The following is a 21,767-nucleotide window of genomic DNA, read 5'->3' as shown; positions in this document are numbered from 1 at the left end:
GAGCGTCAGGGATGACGAATGCGTCTTTACGATCGGGTGAATCTTCTCTGCCCCTGCACCCGGCGTGAAGCAAGCGCGTCTTGGCACGATCGGCTGAATCTTCTCTTCCCCTGCACCCGGCGTGAAGCACGCGCGCTTCTGGCTCACACCTTCAGGGTCAGATGCATCACTAAATCCCATCACCCAACCTGAAGCGAACACCCGCCAGCCAGAATCCCCGCTTTATTTGATCCCTCTTCGCATCCATGCAAAAAAGATCTCACCGATGAATTAATCATTCGTTATGATGAGTCATATATTGAATAATTTATTCCTATGCGGAGCCTGTTATGAAAATTGACCTCAGCCAGATGATCACCGAAGGCCGTAATCCTGCCAGTCAGAACATCGACGAGCTATCGACCGAAGCGATGTTGCGCGTCATTAATGACGAGGATAAGAAGGTGGCGCTGGCGGTTGAAGCGATTGTCCCGCAGATAGCCGAAGCGGTTGATGCTATCAGCGCTGCGTTTCAGGCCGGTGGACGCCTGATCTATTGCGGTGCAGGAACGTCCGGGCGACTGGGTATTCTGGATGCCAGCGAGTGTCCGCCCACCTTTGGTACTCCGCGGGAACAGGTGGTAGGACTGATCGCCGGTGGCCATCGGGCGATTCTACAGGCGGTGGAAAATGCTGAAGATAACCGGGCACAGGGCGCGCAGGATCTGCGGGATATCAACTTCAGCCGCGAGGATGTGCTGGTCGGCATCGCAGCCAGTGGCCGCACGCCTTACGTCCTTGGCGCGCTGGAGTATGCCGGTCAGCTCGGTGCTACCACCGTCGCCCTGACCTGTAACCCCGGCAGTCCGATGTCTCAGGCCGCAGCGATTGCCCTGACGCCGGTCGTGGGGCCAGAAGTGGTCACCGGCTCGTCACGCATGAAAGCGGGTACCGCCCAGAAGCTGGTGCTTAACATGCTGACCACCGGGGCGATGATCCGCAGCGGTAAAGTCTACGGCAACCTGATGGTGGATGTTGAAGCGACCAATCAGAAGCTGGTCCAGCGCCAGGTGAACATCGTCAGGCAGGCGACCGATTGCGATGACGCCACCGCCAGTGCCGCACTGAGCGCCTGCGGCGGCCACTGCAAAACGGCCATCCTGATGGTGCTGGCCGGACTGACCGCTGATGAAGCGCAGACGCTACTCGCACAACATCAGGGCTTTATTCGTCAGGCGCTGCAGGCAGCGGGAGCACGCTGATGGCGAAAATTACCGACGCACTATTACGCGACATTCTGCAGGCGGTCGGCGGGGGGCAAAATATCGCTAACTGCGGCAACTGCATGACGCGGCTGCGGCTGACGCTCAATCAGCCCGAACGGGTTGATCTCACCCGGCTGAAAAGCCTGCCGGGCGTGCTGGGAGTGATCGACAGTGATGCCCAGTTGCAGATTGTGCTCGGCCCCGGCAAAGCGCAGACCGCAGCAGAGGGGATGCAGTCCTTACTGGCACAGGGTGAAGCACCGGTGCTCAGCGAGCTGGCCGCGCAGCACAAGCAACAGATGAAGGCAAAACAGACCAGCGGCCTGCATCAGTTTCTGTCGCGCTTCGCCACTATATTTACCCCACTCATTCCCGGCTTTATCGGCGCAGGATTACTGCTGGGATTTGCCACTCTGCTTGAACAGAGCCTGCACCTGAATGCGCCGGGCGAGCACGCGCCCTGGCTGCTGCACAGCGTGGCGTACATGAAGGTGTTCGGCAAAGGACTGTTCACCTTCCTCAGCATCCTGATCGGCTATAACGCCCAGAAAGCCTTTGGCGGCAGCGGGGTGAATGGCGCGATCATCGCCTCACTGTTTGTTCTCGGCTACGTCCCGACCGCCACGGTCGGCTACTACAGCGGGATGGAAAGCTTTTTCGGCCTGACTATCGACCCGCGCGGCAATATTATCGGCGTGCTGCTGGCGGCCATTATCGGGGCGTGGATTGAAAAGCAGATCCGCAAAATCATCCCGGATAATCTGGATATGATCCTCACCTCGATGTTTACCCTGCTGATCACCGGTGCGATTACTTACCTGCTGATCATGCCGCTGGGTGGCGAACTGTTTAAAGGCATGTCCTGGTTGTTCATCCACCTGAATAACAACCCCTTTGGCTGTGCGCTGCTGGCCGGACTGTTCCTGATCGCGGTGATGTTTGGCATTCATCAGGGCTTTATTCCGGTCTACTTCGCGCTGATGGAAACCCAGGGCTTCAACTCACTGTTTCCGATTCTGGCGATGGCCGGTGCAGGCCAGGTTGGCGCTTCGCTGGCGCTGTGGTGTAAGGCAGAAAAAGGGGCGCTGCTGCGGGCGCAAATCAAAGGTGCGATTGTGCCGGGGCTGCTCGGGGTGGGCGAACCGCTGATTTACGGCGTCACGCTGCCGCGACTCAAGCCGTTTATCACCGCCTGTGGCGGCGGGGCGCTGGGCGGTTTCTTTATCGGCCTGGTGGCGTGGCTGGGCTTACCGATCGGCATGAATACCGTGTTTGGCCCGTCGGGACTGGTGACGCTGCCGCTAATGACCTCCAGCCAGGGCATTTTTGCTGGCATGGCGGTCTATCTGGCCGGACTGATGGTGGCCTGGGTCGGCGGCTTTTTCCTCACCTGGTGGTTTGGCACCCGCAATGTCGATCTCAGCTGACGCCAGCGTAATGCAGCCATTCTCCAGTGGCGCTAACGAATGACATGACGGAAAAATGTGAAAGCCGCTGCAAAGCGGCTTTTTTATTGCCACTAATTTAACGGAAACGCTAAAGAGAGTAGGAAAGCATGCCGAAAACATAAAAAAAGGTAATCGTTATTTATTTGCCCAACGCTTCCACGCTGACAACATCACCCCAGCGTGCAGGATAATGGGTCTTCAAGGACTTTTGAGATGCGTAATAACCAGCCCGTTTCCCAGCGTGAATATCTGTTCGACGATCACGCGACCCTGATGTCGACTACCGATCTCAACAGTTACATCACCTATGCTAACGATGCGTTTATTGAGGCGAGCGGCTTCTCTACCGAAGAGATCAACGGCCAGCCACACAATATGGTGCGTCACCCGGATATGCCGGCAGAAGCCTTTGCCGATATGTGGGCCACGCTGAAACAGGGCGAACCCTGGACAGCACTGGTGAAAAACCGCCGTAAAAATGGCGATCATTACTGGGTACGCGCCAATGCCATACCGGTGGTGCGCGACGGGAAGGTGCAGGGCTATATGTCGGTGCGCACCAAACCGGGCGCGGAAGAAGTACGTCAGGCGGAGGCGCTGTATCAGGATTTTCAGGCAGGGCGTACGAAAGGACGACGCTTTTATAAAGGCCTGGTGGTGCGCAGCGGCTGGCGGCGACCTGCTTCTATCCTGAAAACGCTGCCGCTTCGCTGGCGTATCCGCAGCACCCTGTTGACCTTACTGCCGCTGTCGGTGGCGGGCGTCTGGGCCGCAGGCGTCACGCCGGCGGCACTGGGCGGCTTCACGGTGGGAATGACGGCACTGCTGACGCTGGCCAGCCTGTGGCTGGAGCAGCAGATCTCACGGCCTATCGAGCGGATGTGCAAACAGGCGCTGAGCGTGGCGACCGGTGCCAGCCATAAAGTTGATCAGATGGATCGGGTTGATGAAGTCGGCGTCACGCTGCGCGCCATCGGCCAGCTCGGGTTAATGTTCCGCTGGCTGGTGGATGATGTCAGCGGACAGGCGATAAACGTACTCAGCGCCAGCGACGCCATCGCCCGCAGTAACAACGAGCTGAGTCGCCGCACCGAGCAGGCGGCCGCTAACGTACAGCAAACCGCCGCCACCATGAATGAGATGACCGCAACGGTGAAAAGCAACACCGAAACCGCCCATGAAGTGAATACCCTGTCGTCAGATACCAGCAGCGCGGCGATGAAAGGCGGCGACGTAATGAAAGAGATGATGGAGATGATGGGCGAAATTGCTGACAGTTCAAAGCGCATCGCCAACATCACCAGCGTGATCGACGGTATTGCTTTCCAGACCAATATTCTGGCGCTTAACGCGGCGGTTGAAGCAGCGCGGGCGGGCGAGCAGGGCAAGGGGTTTGCAGTGGTGGCAGGTGAAGTCCGCAGCCTGGCGCAGCGTAGCGCCAAAGCCGCCAGCGAGATTAAAATGCTGGTAGAGACCAGCGCCAGCCGGGTCAGTTCCGGCAATCAGCACGCCAGCGCAGCGGGCCGCACCATGCAGGATATCGTCTCGCAGGTGCAGAACGTCACCACACTGATTGCACAGATCAGTGCGGCCACCGCTGAACAGGCTACGGCGCTGAGCGAAGTCAGTAGCGCGGTAGAAGATCTGGATGACATCACCCACCAGAACGCTGCCCGGGTAGCCGAAAGCGCCGAAGCATCCGGCCGCATGACGCATCAGGCCAACCGCCTGGTGGAAGCGATCAGCGTATTTCGCTAAGAGGCCAGCGCCTGGCTGCTGTCGCGTCCGGCACGCAGCGCGCCAGGTGACTGACCGACAATGCGCTTAAAGGCGCGACTAAAAGCCGCAATTGAGCCGTAGCCGAGATGAAAGGCGACGGCTTCCACCGCCTCACCGTTATTCACAATGCGCTGCACCGCCAGCCGCATCCGCAGCTCGGTCAGATAACGCAGCGGCGTCATGCCGGTGGCGTTAAGAAAGCGCTCGGCAAATACCGAACGTGAGCAGCCCGCCACGCGGGCCAGCCGCGCCACCGTCCAGTTCTCGCCCGGTTCGCGGTGCATGGCGGCAATTGCCTGACTGAGCCGCGGATCGCGCATCGCCTGTACCAGTCCGCTGCTTTTACCGCAGCCATTCTCCACCCAGCCACGCACAATCAGCGCCGCTACCACATCCGCCAGACGTGAAAGGATGCCAGCGAAGCCCGCCTGCCGGGTACGCGACTCGCGTTCCATCGCCTCCAGAATCGGCCGGATCTCCGGGTACTGCGACAGCAGGGTACTCACCAGCATCACATCCGGCATGGTATTAATCAGCGGCTGCATGCCGCCGAGTTCAAACGCCATACAGGCGCTGAACAACAGCACGCTGTGTTCGTCGTCACAGGCATCGGCCGGGGCGGTGATGGCGCAGACGCTGTCGCAGATCGGTTTGCTCGCCATATTGGCGACACACTGACACTCCACCTCTTCGCTGGAGATCAGGCTGTGCGGTTTGCCATGCGGCACTAACAGCGCATCGCCACTGTTAAGCTGAAACACCTCGCCTGAGGCGCTGCGCACCTGCAACGTGCCGCGTCCGACAAAGTGAAACTGTGCCCGTCCTGGCGCGTTATCAAAGCGCAATCCGAACGGGGCGCTGACGGCGATGCGCTGATAGTTAACCCCATACAGCCGCATTCCCATCAGCAGTTCACTGGTCAGGTCTTCATAATGGCTCATACGATTCCAGACGAATTATCAAAAATGACGGTGTAAGCATCATAGATCGTCTTGCGGCTGCCCACTATCATCACACTTACTTTTTTTTGCATCCGGAGAAGCAGCATGAGTCTGACAACCGAAGTGGCTGATGAGGTTTCCTCGCCCGCCCGTCCCGCGTGGGGCGCGGTATTTGCAATGGCGTTTGGCGTATTCAGCCTGATCACCGCCGAATTTTTACCGGTCAGTTTACTGACGCCGATGGCTCAGAGTCTTGGCGTCTCCGAAGGTCAGGCGGGTCAGACCGTAACCATTACTGCACTGGTCGCGCTGTTTACCAGCCTGATCACCGCCAGCATCACCCGACGGATTGACCGCCGCATCGTGATGCTGGTGTTTTCGCTGCTGCTGATTGCTTCAGCGCTGATGGTGGCGCTGGCGGGGAACCTGACGACCATCCTGCTGGCGCGCGTGCTGCTGGGCATGGCGATTGGTGGCTTCTGGACGCTGTCGACCGCGATTACCATGCGGCTGGTGCCGGCCGATCAGGTGCCGCGCGCGCTCTCCATCGTCTTTAGCGGTATCTCGCTGGCGACCATTATCGCCACGCCGCTCGGCAGTTATCTCGGTGGGCTGGTCGGCTGGCGCAACATCTTTATGCTGACCGCCGGACTGGGGGCCGTGGCGCTGTTGTGGCAATTTTTCACCCTGCCCGCGATGCCGGCAGAGAATAAGGCGCGTAGCGGCGGGGTGCTGGATCTGCTGCGGATCGGCGTGATGCGCTGGGGCATGCTGGCCGTCATCATGATGTTTACCGGCCACTTCGCCTTCTTTACCTATCTGCGCCCGTTCCTTGAAGGCGTTGCTCAGCTGAATCTCAATCAGCTATCGCTGGCGCTGCTGGCGTTTGGTGTAGCGAACTTTTTCGGGACTTCGCTGGCTGGCTACCTGGTGACCCGCAGCGTATCGCTGACCCTCAGTGGCATGGCGCTGCTGATGAGCCTCACCGCGCTGCTGCTGGTGAGCTTCGGCGACGTCAGCTGGCTGGTTGGCGTGGGCGTGGCGGTATGGGGCATGGCGTTTGGTTCGATGCCAACCGGCTGGTCAACCTGGATTTCGCGCGCGGTACCGGATGATGCCGAATCAGGCGGGGGTTTACTGGTGGCGACTATCCAGCTGGCGATCACCGTCGGTGCCGCAGCGGGGGGCTGGATGTTTGACCTGCGCGGTGCGGGTGGCGTATTCCTCGCCAGCGGGGTACTGATGCTGCTGGCGGCGCTGACTATCTTCAGCCGGGTGCGGCATCACGGTTAATCGATCAAAGGCAGCCATTTGTGCTGCCTTTTTTATTGACTGTGGATTATTAACCTTTTGAGCAATAACTGTGCGAAATGTGCTTTTCATCATCAGTTTTATTGAAAGAGATAAGCAAAAGTCTCCGCTTTTTACTGATCAAGATTCGGCCTAGTATATCTATCAACAAGGCAACACGCCTTACCTGATAAAACTTAATCGAGGAATTGACCATGAAATCTATCAAAACTTTTGCAGCAGTTATCGCGCTTTCTGTTCTGCCATTCGCCAGCTTTGCCCAGTCTGTGACCGCTGTCGACTCTACGCTGGACGGCGCTGAAGCGAAAATCGCTGCTCAGGCGCAGGAACACGGTGCTTCATATAAAATCACCGAAGCCTACACCAACAACGGCGTTCACATGACCGCTGAGCTGCTGAAATAAGCTGCGCATTCTCCGCTTGTGCTGACAGGACGCCCCCGGGCGTCCTGGCGGCGTTGGTTGCTGACCAATAATAATCCTGTCACTTTCCCACCGAAATAATTATTATTCTCAAAAACATTCTCATCTGATCGCGGGTCAGATGCTTTCTGGTTGCAATGTCGGGCTTTCTTTTCACCGTGTCTGCGGTGGATTTACTATGGAGAAGTTATGAAAGCGATAATCAATACGCGCTGGGCGCTGCGTCCTATGATGCTGGCGACAGCACTGTTTTCTGCGTCAGGCTTACTGGCGGTGCAGGCAGATGAACTCAACCAGCCGATCGGCAAAGGCGTGTACGAACTGGCCTTCAGCCCGAAAGATAACGCGGTTTTTGTCGCCACGTCACAGAACAGCAACGGAAACGGTGGCACGGTTTTCCGTCTCGATCCCACCACGCTGGCGGTGCAGCAGTCGATTAACAGTGACCTGAAAGCGTTTGGCGCAGCGATCAACCCGCAGACTAACGTGCTTTACGTCGGCAATACCGTTGAGGGTTCACTGACCGCCATTGACGCCAGCAGCGGCAAAGTGCTCAACAGCCTGCTACTCGATGGCCGCAAGCGCAGTGAAACGGTACGTCCGCTGCAGCCGCGTCAGGTGGCCGTCGATGTGAAAACCAATCGCGTTTATGTTACCGGTCTGGGACCGCAGAGCGTGGTCTGGGTGGTGGATGGCAGCACGCTGCAGCTGATCAGTACCGTGCCGAATACCGGCAAAATGGCGACCGGGCTGGCGGTAGATTCAGCGGCGCAGAAAGTTTACGTCACCAATGGCGACGGTGAGCTGGTTACCCTCAACGCCCGCACTAATGCGATTGAGAAGAAGCAGAAGATCGACGGCGATAAAGAGCACTTTTTCCTCAACATTGCGCTGGATACGCGCGGTCAGCGTGCCTTCCTCAGCGATTCGAAGCAGGCTCAGGTGCTGGTGGTCGATTTGCGCACTCAGCAGGTGATCCAGCGAATTGACGTGCCGGAATCACTGGCGGTGCTGTTCAATCAGGATCGCAATGAGCTGTATGTTACTCACCGTAAAGCGGGCGAAGTCAGCATCATTGACGCCAGCAACTACCGCGTGAAACGGAGCGTGAAAACCCCAGGTCTGCCGAACAGCCTCGCTTTGTCCGCCGACGGTAATACGCTCTATGTCAGCGTCAAGCAACCGGGTTCGCGTAAAGCGCCGCCAAAAGATCCCGACAGCGTCATGCGTATTGCCTTGTAAAAGGTGATTGCCACTTACCGGCGCGGGGGCGTTCTTTCACCTCCAGCCTCTGTAAATAATAAAGCCACTCATCAGAGTGGCTTTATTATTTACAGAGCCGGTTTGCGGTCTGGGAGATCCTTTTGCCCTGGTCGCTCGCGAGACACTTGTCTTTATAGCCTATTCGCTATAAGGATGTTGCGATGTGGGATGAGAATACAACTAATAGATTTGATGAGTGGTTTAAGACTCAGACCGAGGAACTGAAGAGGATATGCTTGCAGCGAGGGTTATCCTGTCTGAGTATGGGCCGCAGTTAGGGAGGCCGTTTGCTGATACCGTAGACGACTCTGATTTTCCGAATATGAAAGAACTAAGAGTGCAGCATCAAGGCAAACCGATACGAGCCTTCTTTGCTTTTGACCCTTCTCGCCGCCGCATTGTGTTGTGTGCAGGCGATAAAACCGGGGTTAAGGAAAAGAAATTCTATAAAGACATGATCAAACTGGCAGATGCTGAATTCTGTAAGTACCTGAATGGAGCGGATAATGGCTAATTTAAAAGAGCTGATAGCAAAACAAAGCTCGGAAAGTCGCGAGCGCATTGCCGAAAAAGTTGATGCAATGCGGCAGGTTGTCGCGCTAAACATGTTGCGGGAAGAACTCAACCTTTCACAGACAGAGATGGCACACGCAATGGGTGTGAAACAGCCAACTATCGCCAGAATGGAACAGGCTGATAACGATCCCCGCCTTTCTACGCTGAAGCGTTATGTTACCGCTCTGGGAGGCGAGATAAGTATCGATTTCAAATTGCCGACAGGCAAAAGAATAGCGTTTGATCTGTGATTAAAAAAAAGAAGCCACATTATTGCGGCTTCTCTCTTTCCAGCCCGTTATACCTCTTCTGACGCTTCGCGCATCATCTCATCGTGCGGGATATCATCCAGAATCTGCTCAAAGCTGCGCAGACGTTTGTAGATCGACATCAGTTCAACCAGCGTTGACCATGAAGCGATCAGGTACTGGAATGAACCACGCACCTGGTCAAATACGTTTGTAATCTGGTTCAGCAGGCCCAGCGTGATGGTGCCGGCCACAATCGACGGAAACAGCAGAAACAGGCCAAACACATTATCCACCTGCAGATAGAGAATGCGGGTGATGTTGAAGTAGAGATAGTGAAAGTAGAGACGGAAGTAGTTGAACCGTACCCGACCGAACAGCTCCTGCACCGTCTGTGGCCGGGCGCGGTCAGCATTATCCTCGCCATACACCAGCTCTTTACGGTAAGCCGCTTCCACCCGCTGATTACGAAACTCCAGGCCGGGTAATTTAATGCCGACTATCGCCAGTAAACCGGTGCCGAATACCGACCACAGCACGGCGGCAATCACCAGCGCATACGGAATATTGCCAAGGAACGGCACATCTTTGACATGGTGCGACAGCGCCACCAGCACCGGCAAAAAGGCCACTAAGGTCATGATCGCCTGAATAAAACTGACGCCCCAGTCTTCCAGCGTAGAGGCAAACCGCATGGTGTCTTCCTGCACACGCTGCGCGGCGCCTTCGACATGACGCAGTCGCTGCCAGTTATGCATATAGTAGTTGTTCATGGCGGTACGCCAGCGGAAAACCCAGTGGCTGATAAAGAACGAATTGAGCACGCCAATCACTACCGCGATCAACGCGATGCCGAGAAAAGCACGCACTTCGTGATAAAACTCAACGATCTGCACCGATCCTGCTTTCGTCAGCGCCTTCTGAATTAAGTCATAAAACGGACCATACCAGGCGTTGACCGCCACGCCGACCTGCACACCAAACCAGGTGACAAAAATAATCAGCGCCGATCCCCAGACTGACCAGCGCTGCCACGGATGATTGTCAATCAGCCGCCAGGCGAGGGCAAAAACGGCCACCATTATCCAGTAGTAGAGATAAAACCACAGCTGGCTGGCGGCAATAAACCGCGCGGCACTGGTGGGTAATGGCTGTTTCATCGCTGCGTCGAGGGTGGGCCACATGCCGGGCAGATGCGCGGCAAAGCCAAACCAGGCAAAAATCGCTAATAAGCTCCAGAGGGCCGCTGAGCTGAAAAACAGCGCTGGCCGCGGGAAAAAAGACTTAAACATAGGCACTCCGCTGTTGTGTGTTGCCTGTTATAACGTTTTGCCTGCCTGATGTCTGTAGTCTGTTGTTTCTGCTGATGACAGCCGGGGTGGATGTTAATGAAATTGTGCGGTTTTGTTTCCAGGAACTAAATCTTTATCGACAGTGGTGTTACACTAGCGCGCATTGTTACCGGTAACAATGAAGCTGTAACCCTTAATCCGCTAATAAAAATCATAACAACGCAACCATTTACCCTTTCATACCGCCGACTGGCGGGAATGAGGCAATGTCATGTCAGAACAAAAAAAGGGTCATTCACGCAGGGATTTTTTGCTGAAGACTATCACCCTGGCGCCAGCAATGGCGGTAGGCAGTACGGCGATGGGCGCACTGTCGCTGCCGCTGGCGGCACAGGCGGCTGAGACCCCGGCCGCGCCCCAGCAGGCGCGTGACTACCAGCCCGCCTGGTTCACCGCCGAAGAGTTCGCGTTTATCTCCGCCGCGGTTGCACGCCTGATCCCGCGCGATGAGCGCGGCCCTGGCGCGCTGGAAGCCGGCGTGCCGGAGTTCATTGATCGCCAGATGAATACCCCATATGCCACCGGCTCTAACTGGTATATGCAGGGACCGTTTAATCCCGACCTGCCAAAAGAGCTGGGCTATCAGCTGCCGCTGGTGCCGCAGCAGATTTACCGCCTGGGCATTGCCGATGCCGATGGCTACAGCAAACAGCAACATGGCAAGGTGTTTGCGCAGCTGAGCGGCGAGCAGCAGGATGCTTTACTGCAGGCGATGGAGAGTGGCAGCGCTGAATTCAGCCAGTTGCCAGCCAAAACCTTCTTTGCGTTTCTGCTGCAAAACACCCGCGAAGGCTTCTTCAGCGATCCTATCCACGGCGGTAATCAGGGAATGGTGGGCTGGAAGCTGATCAACTTCCCTGGCGCACGCGCCGACTTTATGGACTGGGTAGAGCGCGGCGAACGTTATCCGTTCCCGTCAGTGTCGATTCGCGGGGAGAGAGCGTAAGCATGGCAAACGAAATGAAAAAAGTGGATGCGGTGATCGTCGGTTTCGGCTGGGCAGGCGCGATCATGGCGAAAGAGTTGACCGAAGCGGGTCTCAACGTGCTGGCGCTGGAACGCGGACCGCATCGCGATACCTATCCTGACGGCTCTTACCCGCAGTCAATTGATGAGCTGACCTACAACGTCCGCAAAAAACTGTTCCAGGATCTCTCTAAAAGCACCGTCACCATTCGTCATGATGCTTCGCAGACCGCGGTACCTTATCGCCAGCTGGCCGCGTTTCTGCCGGGCACCGGCACCGGCGGCGCGGGTCTGCACTGGTCTGGCGTCCATTTCCGCGTCGATCCGATTGAACTGCGGATGCGCAGCCATTACGAAGAGCGTTACGGCAAGAACTTCATTCCGCAGGGTATGACGATTCAGGACTTTGGCGTCAGCTATGACGAACTGGAGCCGTTCTTCGACAAGGCGGAAAAGGTGTTTGGTACCTCAGGCAGCGCCTGGAGCATCAAAGGTCAGGTGGTGGGGAAAGACAAGGGCGGTAACCCGTTTGCGCCCGATCGTTCAGATAACTTCCCGCTGCCCGCGCAGAAGCGCACTTATTCAGCGCAGCTGTTCGCCCAGGCAGCAGAGTCGGTGGGCTATCACCCTTACGATCTGCCGTCCGCTAACACCTCCGGCCCGTACACTAATCCCTACGGCGCACAGATGGGCCCGTGCAACTTCTGCGGTTTCTGCAGTGGTTATGCTTGCTACATGTACTCCAAGGCGTCGCCAAACGTCAATATTCTGCCTGCGCTGCGTCAGGAACCGAAGTTTGAGCTGCGCAACAACGCCTACGTGCTGCGGGTTAACCTCAGCGACGACAAAAAGCGCGCCACCGGCGTGACCTATGTTGATGGTCAGGGCCGCGAGCAGATTCAGCCTGCAGATCTGGTGATCCTCTCCGCCTTCCAGTTCCACAACGTGCACCTGATGCTGCTGTCGGGCATTGGCAAACCTTACAACCCGATCACCAACGAAGGCACCGTCGGCCGTAACTTCGCCTATCAGAACCTCTCGACGCTGAAGGCGCTGTTCGACAAAAACACCACCACCAACCCATTTATCGGTGCGGGTGGCGCGGGCGTCGGGATTGATGATTTCAATGCCGATAACTTCGATCACGGTCCGCACGGCTTTGTCGGGGGATCGCCATTCTGGGTTAACCAGGCGGGCACCAAACCGATCTCTGGCCTGCCGGTGCCGGCGGGTACGCCAAACTGGGGCAGCCAGTGGAAAGCCGCAGTGGCCGACACCTATACCCATCACCTGTCGATGGATGCCCACGGTGCGCACCAGTCCTATCGCGCTAACTACCTTGATCTCGATCCGAACTACAAAGATGCCTACGGCCAGCCTCTGCTGCGTATGACCTTTGACTGGCAGGAGAACGACATCAAAATGGCGCAGTTCATGGTCGGCAAGATGCATAAAATCGCTGAAGCCATGAACCCGAAAATGATCATTGGTGGCGCGAAAAAGCCGGGCAGCCATTTCGATTCGACCGTTTATCAGACCACCCACATCAGTGGTGGGGCGATCATGGGCGACGATCCGAAAACCAGCGCGGTAAACCGCTATCTGCAGAGCTGGGATGTGCCGAATGTGTTTGTGCCAGGCGCTTCCGCCTTCCCGCAGGGACTGGGCTACAACCCGACCGGCATGGTGGCGGCGCTGACGTACTGGTCAGCCAAAGCGATTCGTGAGCAGTACCTGAAGAACCCAGGTCCACTGGTGCAGGCATAAGGAACATGGCGATGAAAAATGGCATTCTGGCCCTGATTTTGGGCACCCTGACCTTCGCCGCGCTGGCGGACGACAACCGTGACGAGCTGGTGAAACGGGGCGAGTATCTGGCGCGGGCCGGTGACTGTGTTGCCTGTCACACCGCGAAAGACGGCGCGGCGTTTGCTGGCGGCCTGCCGATGGCTACGCCGATTGGCACCATCTATTCCACCAACATCACGCCCGATCCGGCAACCGGCATTGGCGACTACAGCTACGACGACTTCCAGAAGGCGGTTCGTCATGGCGTGGCGAAAAATGGCGATACGCTCTATCCGGCGATGCCGTTTCCCTCTTACGCGGTGGTCAGCGATGAGGACATGAAGGCGCTTTATGCTTACTTCATGCACGGCGTGGCGGCGGTGAAGCAACCGAATAAAGAGAGCGACATTCCGTGGCCGCTGTCGATGCGCTGGCCGCTGGCGATCTGGCGTACGGTGTTTGCTCCTGAGGTGAAGGCGTTCCAGCCTGCCGCACAGGAAGATCCGGTGCTGGCGCGCGGCCGCTACCTGGTGGAAGGTCTGGGCCACTGTGGCGCCTGCCACACGCCGCGCAGCGTCACCATGCAGGAGAAGGCGCTGACCAACCAGGAAGGCAGTGACTATCTGGCTGGCAGCAGCGCGCCGATTGATGGCTGGACCGCCAGCAACCTGCGCGGCGATAACCGCGATGGGCTGGGCCGCTGGAGTGAAGACGATCTGCGGCAGTTCCTGCGCTATGGCCGCAACGATCAGACCGCCGCATTTGGTGGCATGACCGAGGTGGTTGAGCACAGTCTGCAGCATCTGAGCGACGCCGATATCACCGCCATTGCGCGTTATCTGAAGTCGCTCGGCGCGAAAGATCCGCATCAGACGGTGTTCAGCGTCGATGACGCCACCGCCAAAGCGTTGTGGAAAGGTGACGACAGTGCGACCGGCGCAGCCACCTATGTCGACAGCTGTGCCGCCTGTCATAAAACCGACGGCAGTGGCTATCAGCGCTTCTTCCCGGCGCTGCGTGGCAACCCGGTGGTGCAGGCCGATGATCCGACCTCGCTGATCCATATCGTGCTGGTGGGCGGACAGTTGCCTGGCGTACAGGGCGCGCCGTCGACCATCACCATGCCGGCGTTTGGCTGGCGTCTGAACGATCAGCAGGTTGCCGATGTGGTCAACTTCGTGCGTAACAGCTGGGGCAACAAGGCGTCTGAACCGGTCAGCGCGAAGCAGGTCGCTGCGCTGCGTAAAGATGAGAAAGATCGGCTGGGCAGCGCCGATATCCGGGTGCTGGAAGGTCAGTAATCTGCCATAAAGCGGGCCGGTCCCCTGGCGGTGCCGGCCGCTTCTTTTCTGCTAAATATTCTCCAGATCGATGCCGCGGGTTTTCGGCCCGTAAAAGCCCACCGACAGCATCACGATCACCATGCTCAGGACGATAAAGGCGATCACGCCTGGCGTACCGGCGTACTGCAAAATTACCCCGATCAGAATACTGCTGAATACCGTAGAGAGACGGCTGAACGAATAGCAGAAGCCCACGGCGCGGGCGCGAATATGGGTCGGGAAAATCTCGGTCTGATAGGCGTGATAGCTGAAGGTCAGCCAGGCGTTAGACCAGGTGATCAGGAAACCACAGGCGATCAACAACAGCGGATTGGTCTGGAAGGCGAACAGCGTACCGAACACCACGGTCATCAGCGACGACAGAACGATCTGCCATTTATTCTCCAGCTTATCCGCGTAGCGGCTACAGATCAGCGAACCAAGCGGGTAGGCCAGGGTGATAAAAAAGGCATACAGCAAACTGTGGGTCACCGTGGTGCCGCTGCCCGACAGCAACGCAGGCAGCCAGTTACCGAAACCAAAAAAGCCGATCGCCTGGAAGAAGTTCATTACCACCAGCATCAGGGTGCGCTGGCGCCAGGCCGGTGACCAGATCTCACGGAAACTGCCCCGTTTTGGTAACTGTGCAGCGGCGTCATCGGGCGGAAAGAGCGCGCCAGGCGTCAGGCCGCAGCGTTGTTCCATGGTGGATAATACCTGATGTGCCTGCTGATGACGGCCCTGCTGCGCCAGCCAGCGCGCCGATTCGGGCAGGTTCTTACGGATAAACCAGATCACCAGCGAACAGACGGCACCGGCGATTACCACCCAGCGCCAGCCTTCAAGGTTCAGCAGCGTTTGTGGCACCAGCCACCACGACATCAGGGCCACGCTGGGCACCGACAGAAACTGCACAAAAAAGGAGAAGGCGAACGCCCGGCTGCGCAGATGGCTGGGAACCCACTCCGACAGATAGGTATCGATAGTCACCAGTTCGACCCCGAGGCCAATACCGACCAGCAGGCGAAACAGGATAATCATCTCCGCGCTCTGCTGAAACGCCATCAGCAGTGAAAACAGGCCGTACCACAGCAGCGCGCACATAAAGGTCAGACGGCGGCCAAACCGGTCGGCATAAGGGGCCAGCAGGCTGGCACCAATAAACAGACCAAGAAAGGTGGCGGAAGCAAACGCCGCCTGATCGGAAAACCCGAACACGCCAGCGCCGCCGGTGTGAAACAGTCCGGCCGCCAGCAGGCCGGAGCTGATATAGCCGGTTTCAAACAGATCGTAGAGTTCGAAAAAGCCGCCCAGCGCCAGCAGCGTGATAAACCGCCATAATCCGGCGGAGGAGGGCAGCGCATCAATGCGGCCGGCTAAGCTGGAACGGGCAGCCGCTGCGGTGGCAATCGGCGTAATCCCGGTGGTACAGGTGGTTGTCATGTCAGGCTAAACCTCGGGCAGTGTTTGCAGGTGTCGCAGGGCTGATGCTTATTAAAATAGTTAACCCTTAGCACGCGAAGAAATAGCAGAATAATCAATTCGCCTGCGGTTGCCGAGAGGGATGATGGTGAGTTTTTAGCAACGTACGTTGCACTTTTCGCCGTCCGTGGCGTTGTGCCTTACGGCAGATGCGGCCAGACGCCCGGACCGATCGGCAGTCCCAGCCAGTACCACACCACCAGCAGCGCTATCCAGCTGATAAAAAACACCAGCGGGTAGGGAAAGATCAACACGTAATAGGTGCCGAGCTGCGCATCTTTCTGGTATCGCTGCAAAAAGGCGAGAAACAGCGGCAGGAACGGCGACATCGGCGCCAGCGGCAGCACCGCTGAATCAGCAATACGGAAAATCATCTGCGCAAAGGCGGGATGAAAGCCGAGCAGCATAAACATCGGCACAAACACCGGGGCCAGAATTGACCAGATCGCCGAGCCGCTGGCGATAAACATACAGAGAAACGCCGACAGGAACATCAGTCCGAGAAACGCCGGCGCGCCGCTGATACCCGCGCTTTCCAGCACATCTGTCAGGCCAATCGCCATAAACTTGCCCATGTTGCTCCAGTTAAAGAACGCCACGAACTGCGACAGCGGAAACACCATCACGATAAAGCCCGCCATCCCTTTCATCGGATCGACCAGCAGCTGCGGAATATCGTCCGGGCGGCGGATCTGGCGGGTGACCACGCCATAGGCAATCGCCACCACAAAGAAGAACAGGATGATGATCGGTACGATCCCCTGAATAAACGGCGAGGGAATGATGGCCCCGCTGGTGGGGTTACGCAGCGGGGCATTCTCCGGCACCACCAGCAGTGCCATCAGGGCGATAAACAGCAGCGCAGCAATCCCGGCGGCCCGCAGGCCACGGTTCTCCAGCGGCGTGAGCGGGGCCAGCCTTTCACCGTTGCCCTGCCACTGTGGCAGGCGCGGCTCGACAAATTTATCGGTCAGCAGCGCCCCGACAAAGGTCAGGACAATCACCGAGGTCGCCATAAAAAACCAGTTATCGATGACGCTGACGTGCACCGTATCGCTGACCGCTTTGGCCGCTTCGGTACTGATGCCGGAGAGCAGCACGTCAGTGGTGACGATCAGCAGATTGGCAGTAAAACCCGACGCCACCCCAGCAATCGCCGCCAGCAGTCCCGCTACCGGGTGACGGCCGACTGCCAGGAAGATCAGCGCACCGAGCGGCGGCATCACCACCAGCGCCGCATCCGACGAGATATGGCTGAAGAAGGCAATAAACAGCACCATGTAACTGGCGTAGCGACGGCTGACGCGCGACGCCATCTTCACCATCAGCGACTGCAACAGGCCGACTTTTTCCGCCAGACCGGCCCCAATCACCAGCGCCAGAATCGATCCCAGCGGAGTAAAGCTGCTGAAGTTCTTGATGATATTCGGCAGGATCCACTGAATACCGGCGACGCTCAGCAGGTTATTTACCCGCACCATTTCGCCGTTGCTGGGATTTTTTACCGCCAGATCCAGCGCACTGATAATGGCGGTGGCCACCATCAGCACCACAATCAAATAGACAAACAGTAAAAACGGATTGGGGACTTTATTTCCCACCCGCTCAACCCAGCTAAAAAGTCGTCCAGGGCTGCGGTTCTCTGATGTTGCTTCCATCGTTTCTGGTCTCGTCTTGTGTCCCGTCATCCACGGCAGCGCGCGCGATACCGGACGTTGAGTAAGGCGTCCGGCAATACATTCACCTGCGGCACGGCGGAATCAGAGAAGGTGTTTGCAATAATATTTTTTATAGCGGTCCGCGCCGGTGACGCGGCCGTTGGCTCATTCGGCCAGTTTTGTTGGTGTGATCCCGGCAGGGATCGGGCAGTGATAAGGTTGTGTGGCGCGGACCCGGTTGAACTCGGCCTGACAGCGAGCCAGCGCCGCCGGATCCTGCAACAGCGTGACGACGGTGGCGGCCATCACTTTGCCCGCCAGCAGCATCCCCTTGTGCCCAATGCTGGTGCGACCCTGCGCCACCAACTGCCAGGTATGCAGCGGCGTACCGAAGGTGAAGCAGGGCGCAAAGCACTGTGCGGTCGGCGTCACCCAGCTGACATCCCCGACATCAGTCGAGCCATACAGCAGTTCACGGGTCACTGCATAGGGCGCCACCTGATCCATAAACAGCTTGTCACCCAGTTGCTCAACCCAGGCCTGGCCTGCTTCGCCGCCGGTACGGGCTGCGTTGAGCCGCGCATTGCGCAGATCGTCGTCGGTCAGGGTGGCGCGTATCTCTGCTGCGAACGCCCGCTCCTCGTCGCTGTAAGCGGGCAGACCAAACTGATGCAAATAACGCTCCATCACCGCTTCCAGCGCGCGATTAGGCACGTAGTCAGAGCAGGCTTTGTCAAAACGCACCGTCAGCGTGGTGTCGGTCATCAGCGCGGCCCCGCGGGCGACGTTGATTACCCGCTGATAGATATCCTGCGCCTGCTGCAGTTCCGGCGCGCGGATCAGGTAGAGCACTTCCGCGTCGGCCTGCACCACGTTCGGCGAGACGCCGCCGCTGTTGGTGACCGCATAGTGCAGCCGCGCTTCCTGCACGATGTGCTCACGCAGAAAGTTGGCGCCGGTGTTCATCAGGGTGACCGCATCCAGCGCGCTGCGACCGAGGTGCGGTGAGTTAGCAGCGTGCGCCGCCACCCCTTTGAAGCTGAACGCCGCCTGGATATTGGCGAGGGTGCGTAGGTTAAACATCCCGCTGAAGCCTTCGGGATGCCAGGTCACCGCAGCATCGACATCATCAAACAGCCCTTCACGCACCATAAAGGTTTTGCCGGAGCCGCCTTCTTCGCCGGGACAGCCGTAAAACCGTACCGTTCCGCCAGTGGCATGCTGCTGCATCCAGGCTTTTACCGCGCTGGCCGCCGCCACGCCAGCGGTGCCGAGCAGGTTATGGCCGCAGCCGTGGCCGTTGCCGTTGGCCTCCAGCGGTTGCGGTCGGGCGCATCCGGCCTGCTGGCTCAGACCCGCCAGCGCATCAAACTCCCCGAGGATGGCGATCACCGGTTTACCGCTGCCGAAGCTGGCGATAAAGGCGGTATCAAGGCCGCCGACGCCGTGCGCCACGGTGAAGCCCTCATCTGCCAGCGCATCGGCCAGCAGGGCGGACGAGCGGGTTTCGGCAAAGCGGGTTTCCGGTGTGTCCCAGATGGCATCGCTGAGGGCGCTGAAGCGTGCCTGATGACGGTCGATATAATCAGCAATGAAGGTTTCCATCATCGGCCACCGCCAAACTGCGCCTGATTCAGCGCCAGGGTTGCCAGCAGGGTGATCGCCACGGGCATCACCTGCTCATCAAAGTCGAACTTCGCGTTGTGGTGTCCCGCCGCCAGATCGCAGCCGAAAATGGCGTACGAGGCCTGACCGCCGTGCTGCTTGACCCGCTCCATCATGTAGGTGGCATCTTCCGAACCGGCCGCCTGGGCTTTGCGATCGACCACCGAATCGAAAATCCCGAGCGCATCTGCCTGCTGGTGGATGAAGTCCACCCACGGCTGGGTCGGCGTGGAGCTGCGGGCAGCCCCCATCAGCTGCACCTGATGTTCAACGCCATACATCGCCGCCGCGCCGGCAATGACCCGCAGCGCCTGCTGGTAAATGTCATCGTTAACCTGATTGGTAATGCCGCGGGTTTCGACTTTCAGCAGCGCACAGTCAGGTACCACGTTACGACCGGTACCGGCCTGCAATACGCCAACGTTAACCCGGGCCACCCCGCCGCTGTGCTGGGTAAGACCGTGCAGCGCCAGCGTGGCCTGGGCCGCCGCCAGCAGGGCATTGCGACCCTCTTCCGGGCGGCCACCGGCATGCGCGCCGACGCCGGTAAAATTGACGTCGAGCTTGGTGGTGGCGAGGAAGCTGTCGCTGCCGCACACCAGTTCACCCGCCGGCACGCCGGTGCCGAGGTGAATGGCAGTAAACAGATCCACATCATCCACCACGCCTGCCGCCACCATCGCTTTGGCGCCGCGCACACCCTCTTCGGCCGGCTGGAAAATTAATTTAATCGTGCCGCTCAGCTGATCTTTCATCGCCATTAATACCGACGCCAGGCCGAGGCCGATGGTGGTGTGACCGTCATGACCGCAGGCGTGCATCATGCCGGGATTGCAGGAGGCGAAGCCTTCACGCTGTGGCAGGTGATCTGCGGCCTGGCTCTCGTTGAGATCGAGTGCGTCCATATCTACCCGAAAGCCGATAACCGGACCGGGACGGCCGGTATCCAGCGTCGCCACGATGCCGCAAAATCCGCCGGAGAAGTGGCTAATCCACTGCGGTAAAGCCCCCTGTTGCAGCGCCCGGGTTTCCTGCTGCTTCAGCACGTCTTCGCTGGGTAAGCCCATGCGCGCGTCGGCATCGATCACCTCACGGCCCAGTTGCAGTTGATAACCCAGCTTGTGCAGTTCGTCGGCCACCCGGGTGGCGGTGCGGAACTCGACCCAGCCAGATTCGGCATAATGGTGGAACTCCCGTCGCCAGCTTTTTAACTGCGCCAGCCGGGCACTGATATGGTCGGAAAGAGTATTCATCGGCACGATCCTTACTGTTGGTTTTTTACGCACTGTCTCGAATCTACACAATGGTAATAACCGGCATAAGATGCGAATATCTTGTGACTGATAAACAACGGTTATCACAAAATCTATGTCTGCCAACCTCAAGCTTCACCAGCTGCGCGCCTTTGTCGATGTGGCGCGTCAGGGCAGTATCCGCGCGGCGAGCCGTCTTTCCGGGCTTTCTCAGCCAGCATTAACCAAAGCGATCCAGGAGCTGGAGCGTGAACTTGGCGCGCGGCTGTTTATCCGCCGTCAGCAGGGCGTGGTCTTAACCGATATCGGTGATAACTTTTTTCGTCATGCCAGTCTGGTACTGGCCGAGCTGCGGGTGGCGCAGGAGGATATTCAGCAGCGGCTGGGGCTGGGTGGCGGTCAGGTGAACATTGGCGTTGGCGGCAGCGTGGCACGCACCATCATGCCGCAGGTGATTAACCAGTTTCATCGCGAATACCCGCTGGTGAAGGTGCGCATCGTTGAAGGGCAACTGGTGTCGATGGTGCATGAACTGCGGCAGGGCGCGCTCGATTTCACCATCAATACTTACGATCAAAGCCACCTCGATCAGGAGCTGATGTATGAGCGAATGATGGAGCGTGAGTACAAAGTGGTGGTGCGTAAGGGTCATCCGCTGGAAAAAGCCCGGTCGCTGGCGGCGTTGCAGCAGGCTGACTGGACCATGCCGACGCCCAAAGGCAGCTACTACCGCCTGTTGCACGATCTGTTCGACGAACGCGGCATGGCACCGAAAATCGTGGTGACCTGCGAGACCTTTATGGCCTGTACCAGCCTGGTGGCGCAAAGCGATTTCATCAGTATTTTATCGGTGGATGTGATCGACGATCCGATTCTCGGCCGGTCACTGGTGGCACTGACGCTGGATGAGCCGCTGCCCAAAGCGGTCTTCTATCTGATTCAGCGTAAGGATACCGCGCTGACCCCGATGAGCAGTTATATGGCGCAGTTATTTCGCCGTTATTGCCAGCGCTGACCGGCAGCGTTCTTTCATCGTCTACACTTGGTGTATTCGCGTAAACGTGAGTTCA

General features: G+C 58.1%; 17 protein-coding genes and 1 pseudogene. 12 read left to right on the top strand and 6 right to left on the bottom strand.

All coding sequences use genetic code 11. The features are described from left to right. The first annotated feature begins 329 nt into the window (after positions 1 to 329). The 3 genes from murQ (at position 330) to ACLIBF_RS19245 (ending at position 4,450) form a co-directional block, all read left to right on the top strand. On the top strand, positions 330 to 1,241 hold the full coding sequence (gene murQ, locus ACLIBF_RS19255; RefSeq protein WP_031375491.1) for an N-acetylmuramic acid 6-phosphate etherase: 912 nt from the start codon (positions 330 to 332) through the stop codon (positions 1,239 to 1,241). Continuing rightward, on the top strand, positions 1,241 to 2,671 hold the full coding sequence (gene murP, locus ACLIBF_RS19250) for a PTS N-acetylmuramic acid transporter subunit IIBC (RefSeq protein ID WP_316554510.1): 1,431 nt from the start codon (positions 1,241 to 1,243) through the stop codon (positions 2,669 to 2,671). Before murQ ends, murP begins: the two co-directional genes overlap by 1 nt. A gap of 234 nt (positions 2,672 to 2,905) precedes the next feature. Then, positions 2,906 to 4,450 (top strand): methyl-accepting chemotaxis protein, encoded by a 1,545-nt coding sequence (locus ACLIBF_RS19245; protein ID WP_031375489.1) that lies wholly within the window; start codon positions 2,906 to 2,908, stop codon positions 4,448 to 4,450. On the opposite strand, the gene ACLIBF_RS19240 is transcribed toward ACLIBF_RS19245, so the two are convergent. Then, positions 4,447 to 5,412: an AraC family transcriptional regulator gene (locus ACLIBF_RS19240; RefSeq protein WP_069728763.1), complete on the bottom strand. Its 966-nt coding sequence runs from the start codon at positions 5,410 to 5,412 to the stop codon at positions 4,447 to 4,449. The two genes, ACLIBF_RS19245 and ACLIBF_RS19240, sit on opposite strands and share 4 nt — an antisense overlap. Positions 5,413 to 5,517: 105 nt before the next feature. On the opposite strand from ACLIBF_RS19240, the gene ACLIBF_RS19235 reads away from it, so the two are divergent. The 5 genes and pseudogenes from ACLIBF_RS19235 to ACLIBF_RS19215 all read left to right on the top strand — a co-directional run bounded on the left by ACLIBF_RS19235 (position 5,518) and on the right by ACLIBF_RS19215 (position 9,214). Next, positions 5,518 to 6,705 (top strand): MFS transporter, encoded by a 1,188-nt coding sequence (locus tag ACLIBF_RS19235; protein WP_031375487.1) that lies wholly within the window; start codon positions 5,518 to 5,520, stop codon positions 6,703 to 6,705. 212 nt (positions 6,706 to 6,917) lie between these two features. Then, on the top strand, positions 6,918 to 7,127 hold the full coding sequence (locus tag ACLIBF_RS19230; RefSeq protein WP_031375486.1) for a YdgH/BhsA/McbA family protein: 210 nt from the start codon (positions 6,918 to 6,920) through the stop codon (positions 7,125 to 7,127). 207 nt (positions 7,128 to 7,334) lie between these two features. Further along, the gene (gene yncE / locus ACLIBF_RS19225; RefSeq protein ID WP_031375485.1) at positions 7,335 to 8,387 is read left to right on the top strand and encodes a 7-bladed beta-propeller protein YncE; all 1,053 of its coding nucleotides are present in this window, start codon (positions 7,335 to 7,337) and stop codon (positions 8,385 to 8,387) included. A gap of 182 nt (positions 8,388 to 8,569) precedes the next feature. Continuing rightward, positions 8,570 to 8,922, top strand: a pseudogene (locus tag ACLIBF_RS19220) (type II toxin-antitoxin system RelE/ParE family toxin). Then, positions 8,915 to 9,214, top strand: a complete 300-nt coding sequence (locus ACLIBF_RS19215; protein ID WP_448310306.1) for a helix-turn-helix domain-containing protein — start codon at positions 8,915 to 8,917, stop codon at positions 9,212 to 9,214. The pseudogene ACLIBF_RS19220 and the gene ACLIBF_RS19215 overlap by 8 nt, the downstream one beginning before the upstream one ends. Positions 9,215 to 9,261: 47 nt before the next feature. Here the strand turns inward: ACLIBF_RS19215 and sbmA are convergent, their stop codons facing one another. Continuing rightward, a complete protein-coding gene (gene sbmA, locus ACLIBF_RS19210) occupies positions 9,262 to 10,503 on the bottom strand; it encodes a peptide antibiotic transporter SbmA (RefSeq protein WP_031375483.1) in 1,242 nt (413 codons plus the stop codon). 271 nt (positions 10,504 to 10,774) lie between these two features. Here sbmA and ACLIBF_RS19205 point away from each other — a divergent pair, with 271 nt between their 5' ends. The 3 genes from ACLIBF_RS19205 to ACLIBF_RS19195 are packed head-to-tail and all read left to right on the top strand — an operon-like array spanning position 10,775 to position 14,618. Continuing rightward, positions 10,775 to 11,509: a gluconate 2-dehydrogenase subunit 3 family protein gene (locus ACLIBF_RS19205; RefSeq protein ID WP_046288559.1), complete on the top strand. Its 735-nt coding sequence runs from the start codon at positions 10,775 to 10,777 to the stop codon at positions 11,507 to 11,509. A gap of 2 nt (positions 11,510 to 11,511) precedes the next feature. Beyond that, positions 11,512 to 13,296 (top strand): GMC family oxidoreductase, encoded by a 1,785-nt coding sequence (locus ACLIBF_RS19200; RefSeq protein WP_031377437.1) that lies wholly within the window; start codon positions 11,512 to 11,514, stop codon positions 13,294 to 13,296. An 11-nt stretch (positions 13,297 to 13,307) separates the two neighbouring features. After that, positions 13,308 to 14,618, top strand: a complete 1,311-nt coding sequence (locus ACLIBF_RS19195; protein WP_031377436.1) for a c-type cytochrome — start codon at positions 13,308 to 13,310, stop codon at positions 14,616 to 14,618. A 51-nt stretch (positions 14,619 to 14,669) separates the two neighbouring features. Here ACLIBF_RS19195 and ACLIBF_RS19190 read toward each other — a convergent pair whose 3' ends face one another. From ACLIBF_RS19190 to ACLIBF_RS19175, 4 genes are all read right to left on the bottom strand, one after another. Then, on the bottom strand, positions 14,670 to 16,082 hold the full coding sequence (locus ACLIBF_RS19190; RefSeq protein WP_448310303.1) for an MFS transporter: 1,413 nt from the start codon (positions 16,080 to 16,082) through the stop codon (positions 14,670 to 14,672). A gap of 179 nt (positions 16,083 to 16,261) precedes the next feature. After that, positions 16,262 to 17,779 (bottom strand): p-aminobenzoyl-glutamate transporter, encoded by a 1,518-nt coding sequence (gene abgT / locus ACLIBF_RS19185; protein ID WP_031377434.1) that lies wholly within the window; start codon positions 17,777 to 17,779, stop codon positions 16,262 to 16,264. A 165-nt stretch (positions 17,780 to 17,944) separates the two neighbouring features. Beyond that, positions 17,945 to 19,387, bottom strand: a complete 1,443-nt coding sequence (locus ACLIBF_RS19180; protein ID WP_279809642.1) for a M20 family metallopeptidase — start codon at positions 19,385 to 19,387, stop codon at positions 17,945 to 17,947. Then, positions 19,384 to 20,697 carry an amidohydrolase gene (locus ACLIBF_RS19175; RefSeq protein ID WP_279809643.1) on the bottom strand — a complete coding sequence of 438 codons (1,314 nt, stop codon included), beginning with the start codon at positions 20,695 to 20,697 and terminating at the stop codon, positions 19,384 to 19,386. The genes ACLIBF_RS19180 and ACLIBF_RS19175 overlap by 4 nt, the downstream gene beginning before the upstream one ends. A gap of 115 nt (positions 20,698 to 20,812) precedes the next feature. Between ACLIBF_RS19175 and ACLIBF_RS19170 the strand changes: the two genes are divergently transcribed. Beyond that, entirely contained in the window at positions 20,813 to 21,712 is a 900-nt protein-coding gene (locus ACLIBF_RS19170) for a LysR family transcriptional regulator (protein ID WP_031377763.1), read from the top strand. The last annotated feature ends 55 nt before the right edge of the window (positions 21,713 to 21,767 follow it).

The organism is Pantoea sp. PGP6 (assembly GCF_053474785.1).
The sequence above is the reverse complement of the archived record's forward strand: the minus strand, read 5'-3'. Positions and strand labels throughout refer to the sequence as shown.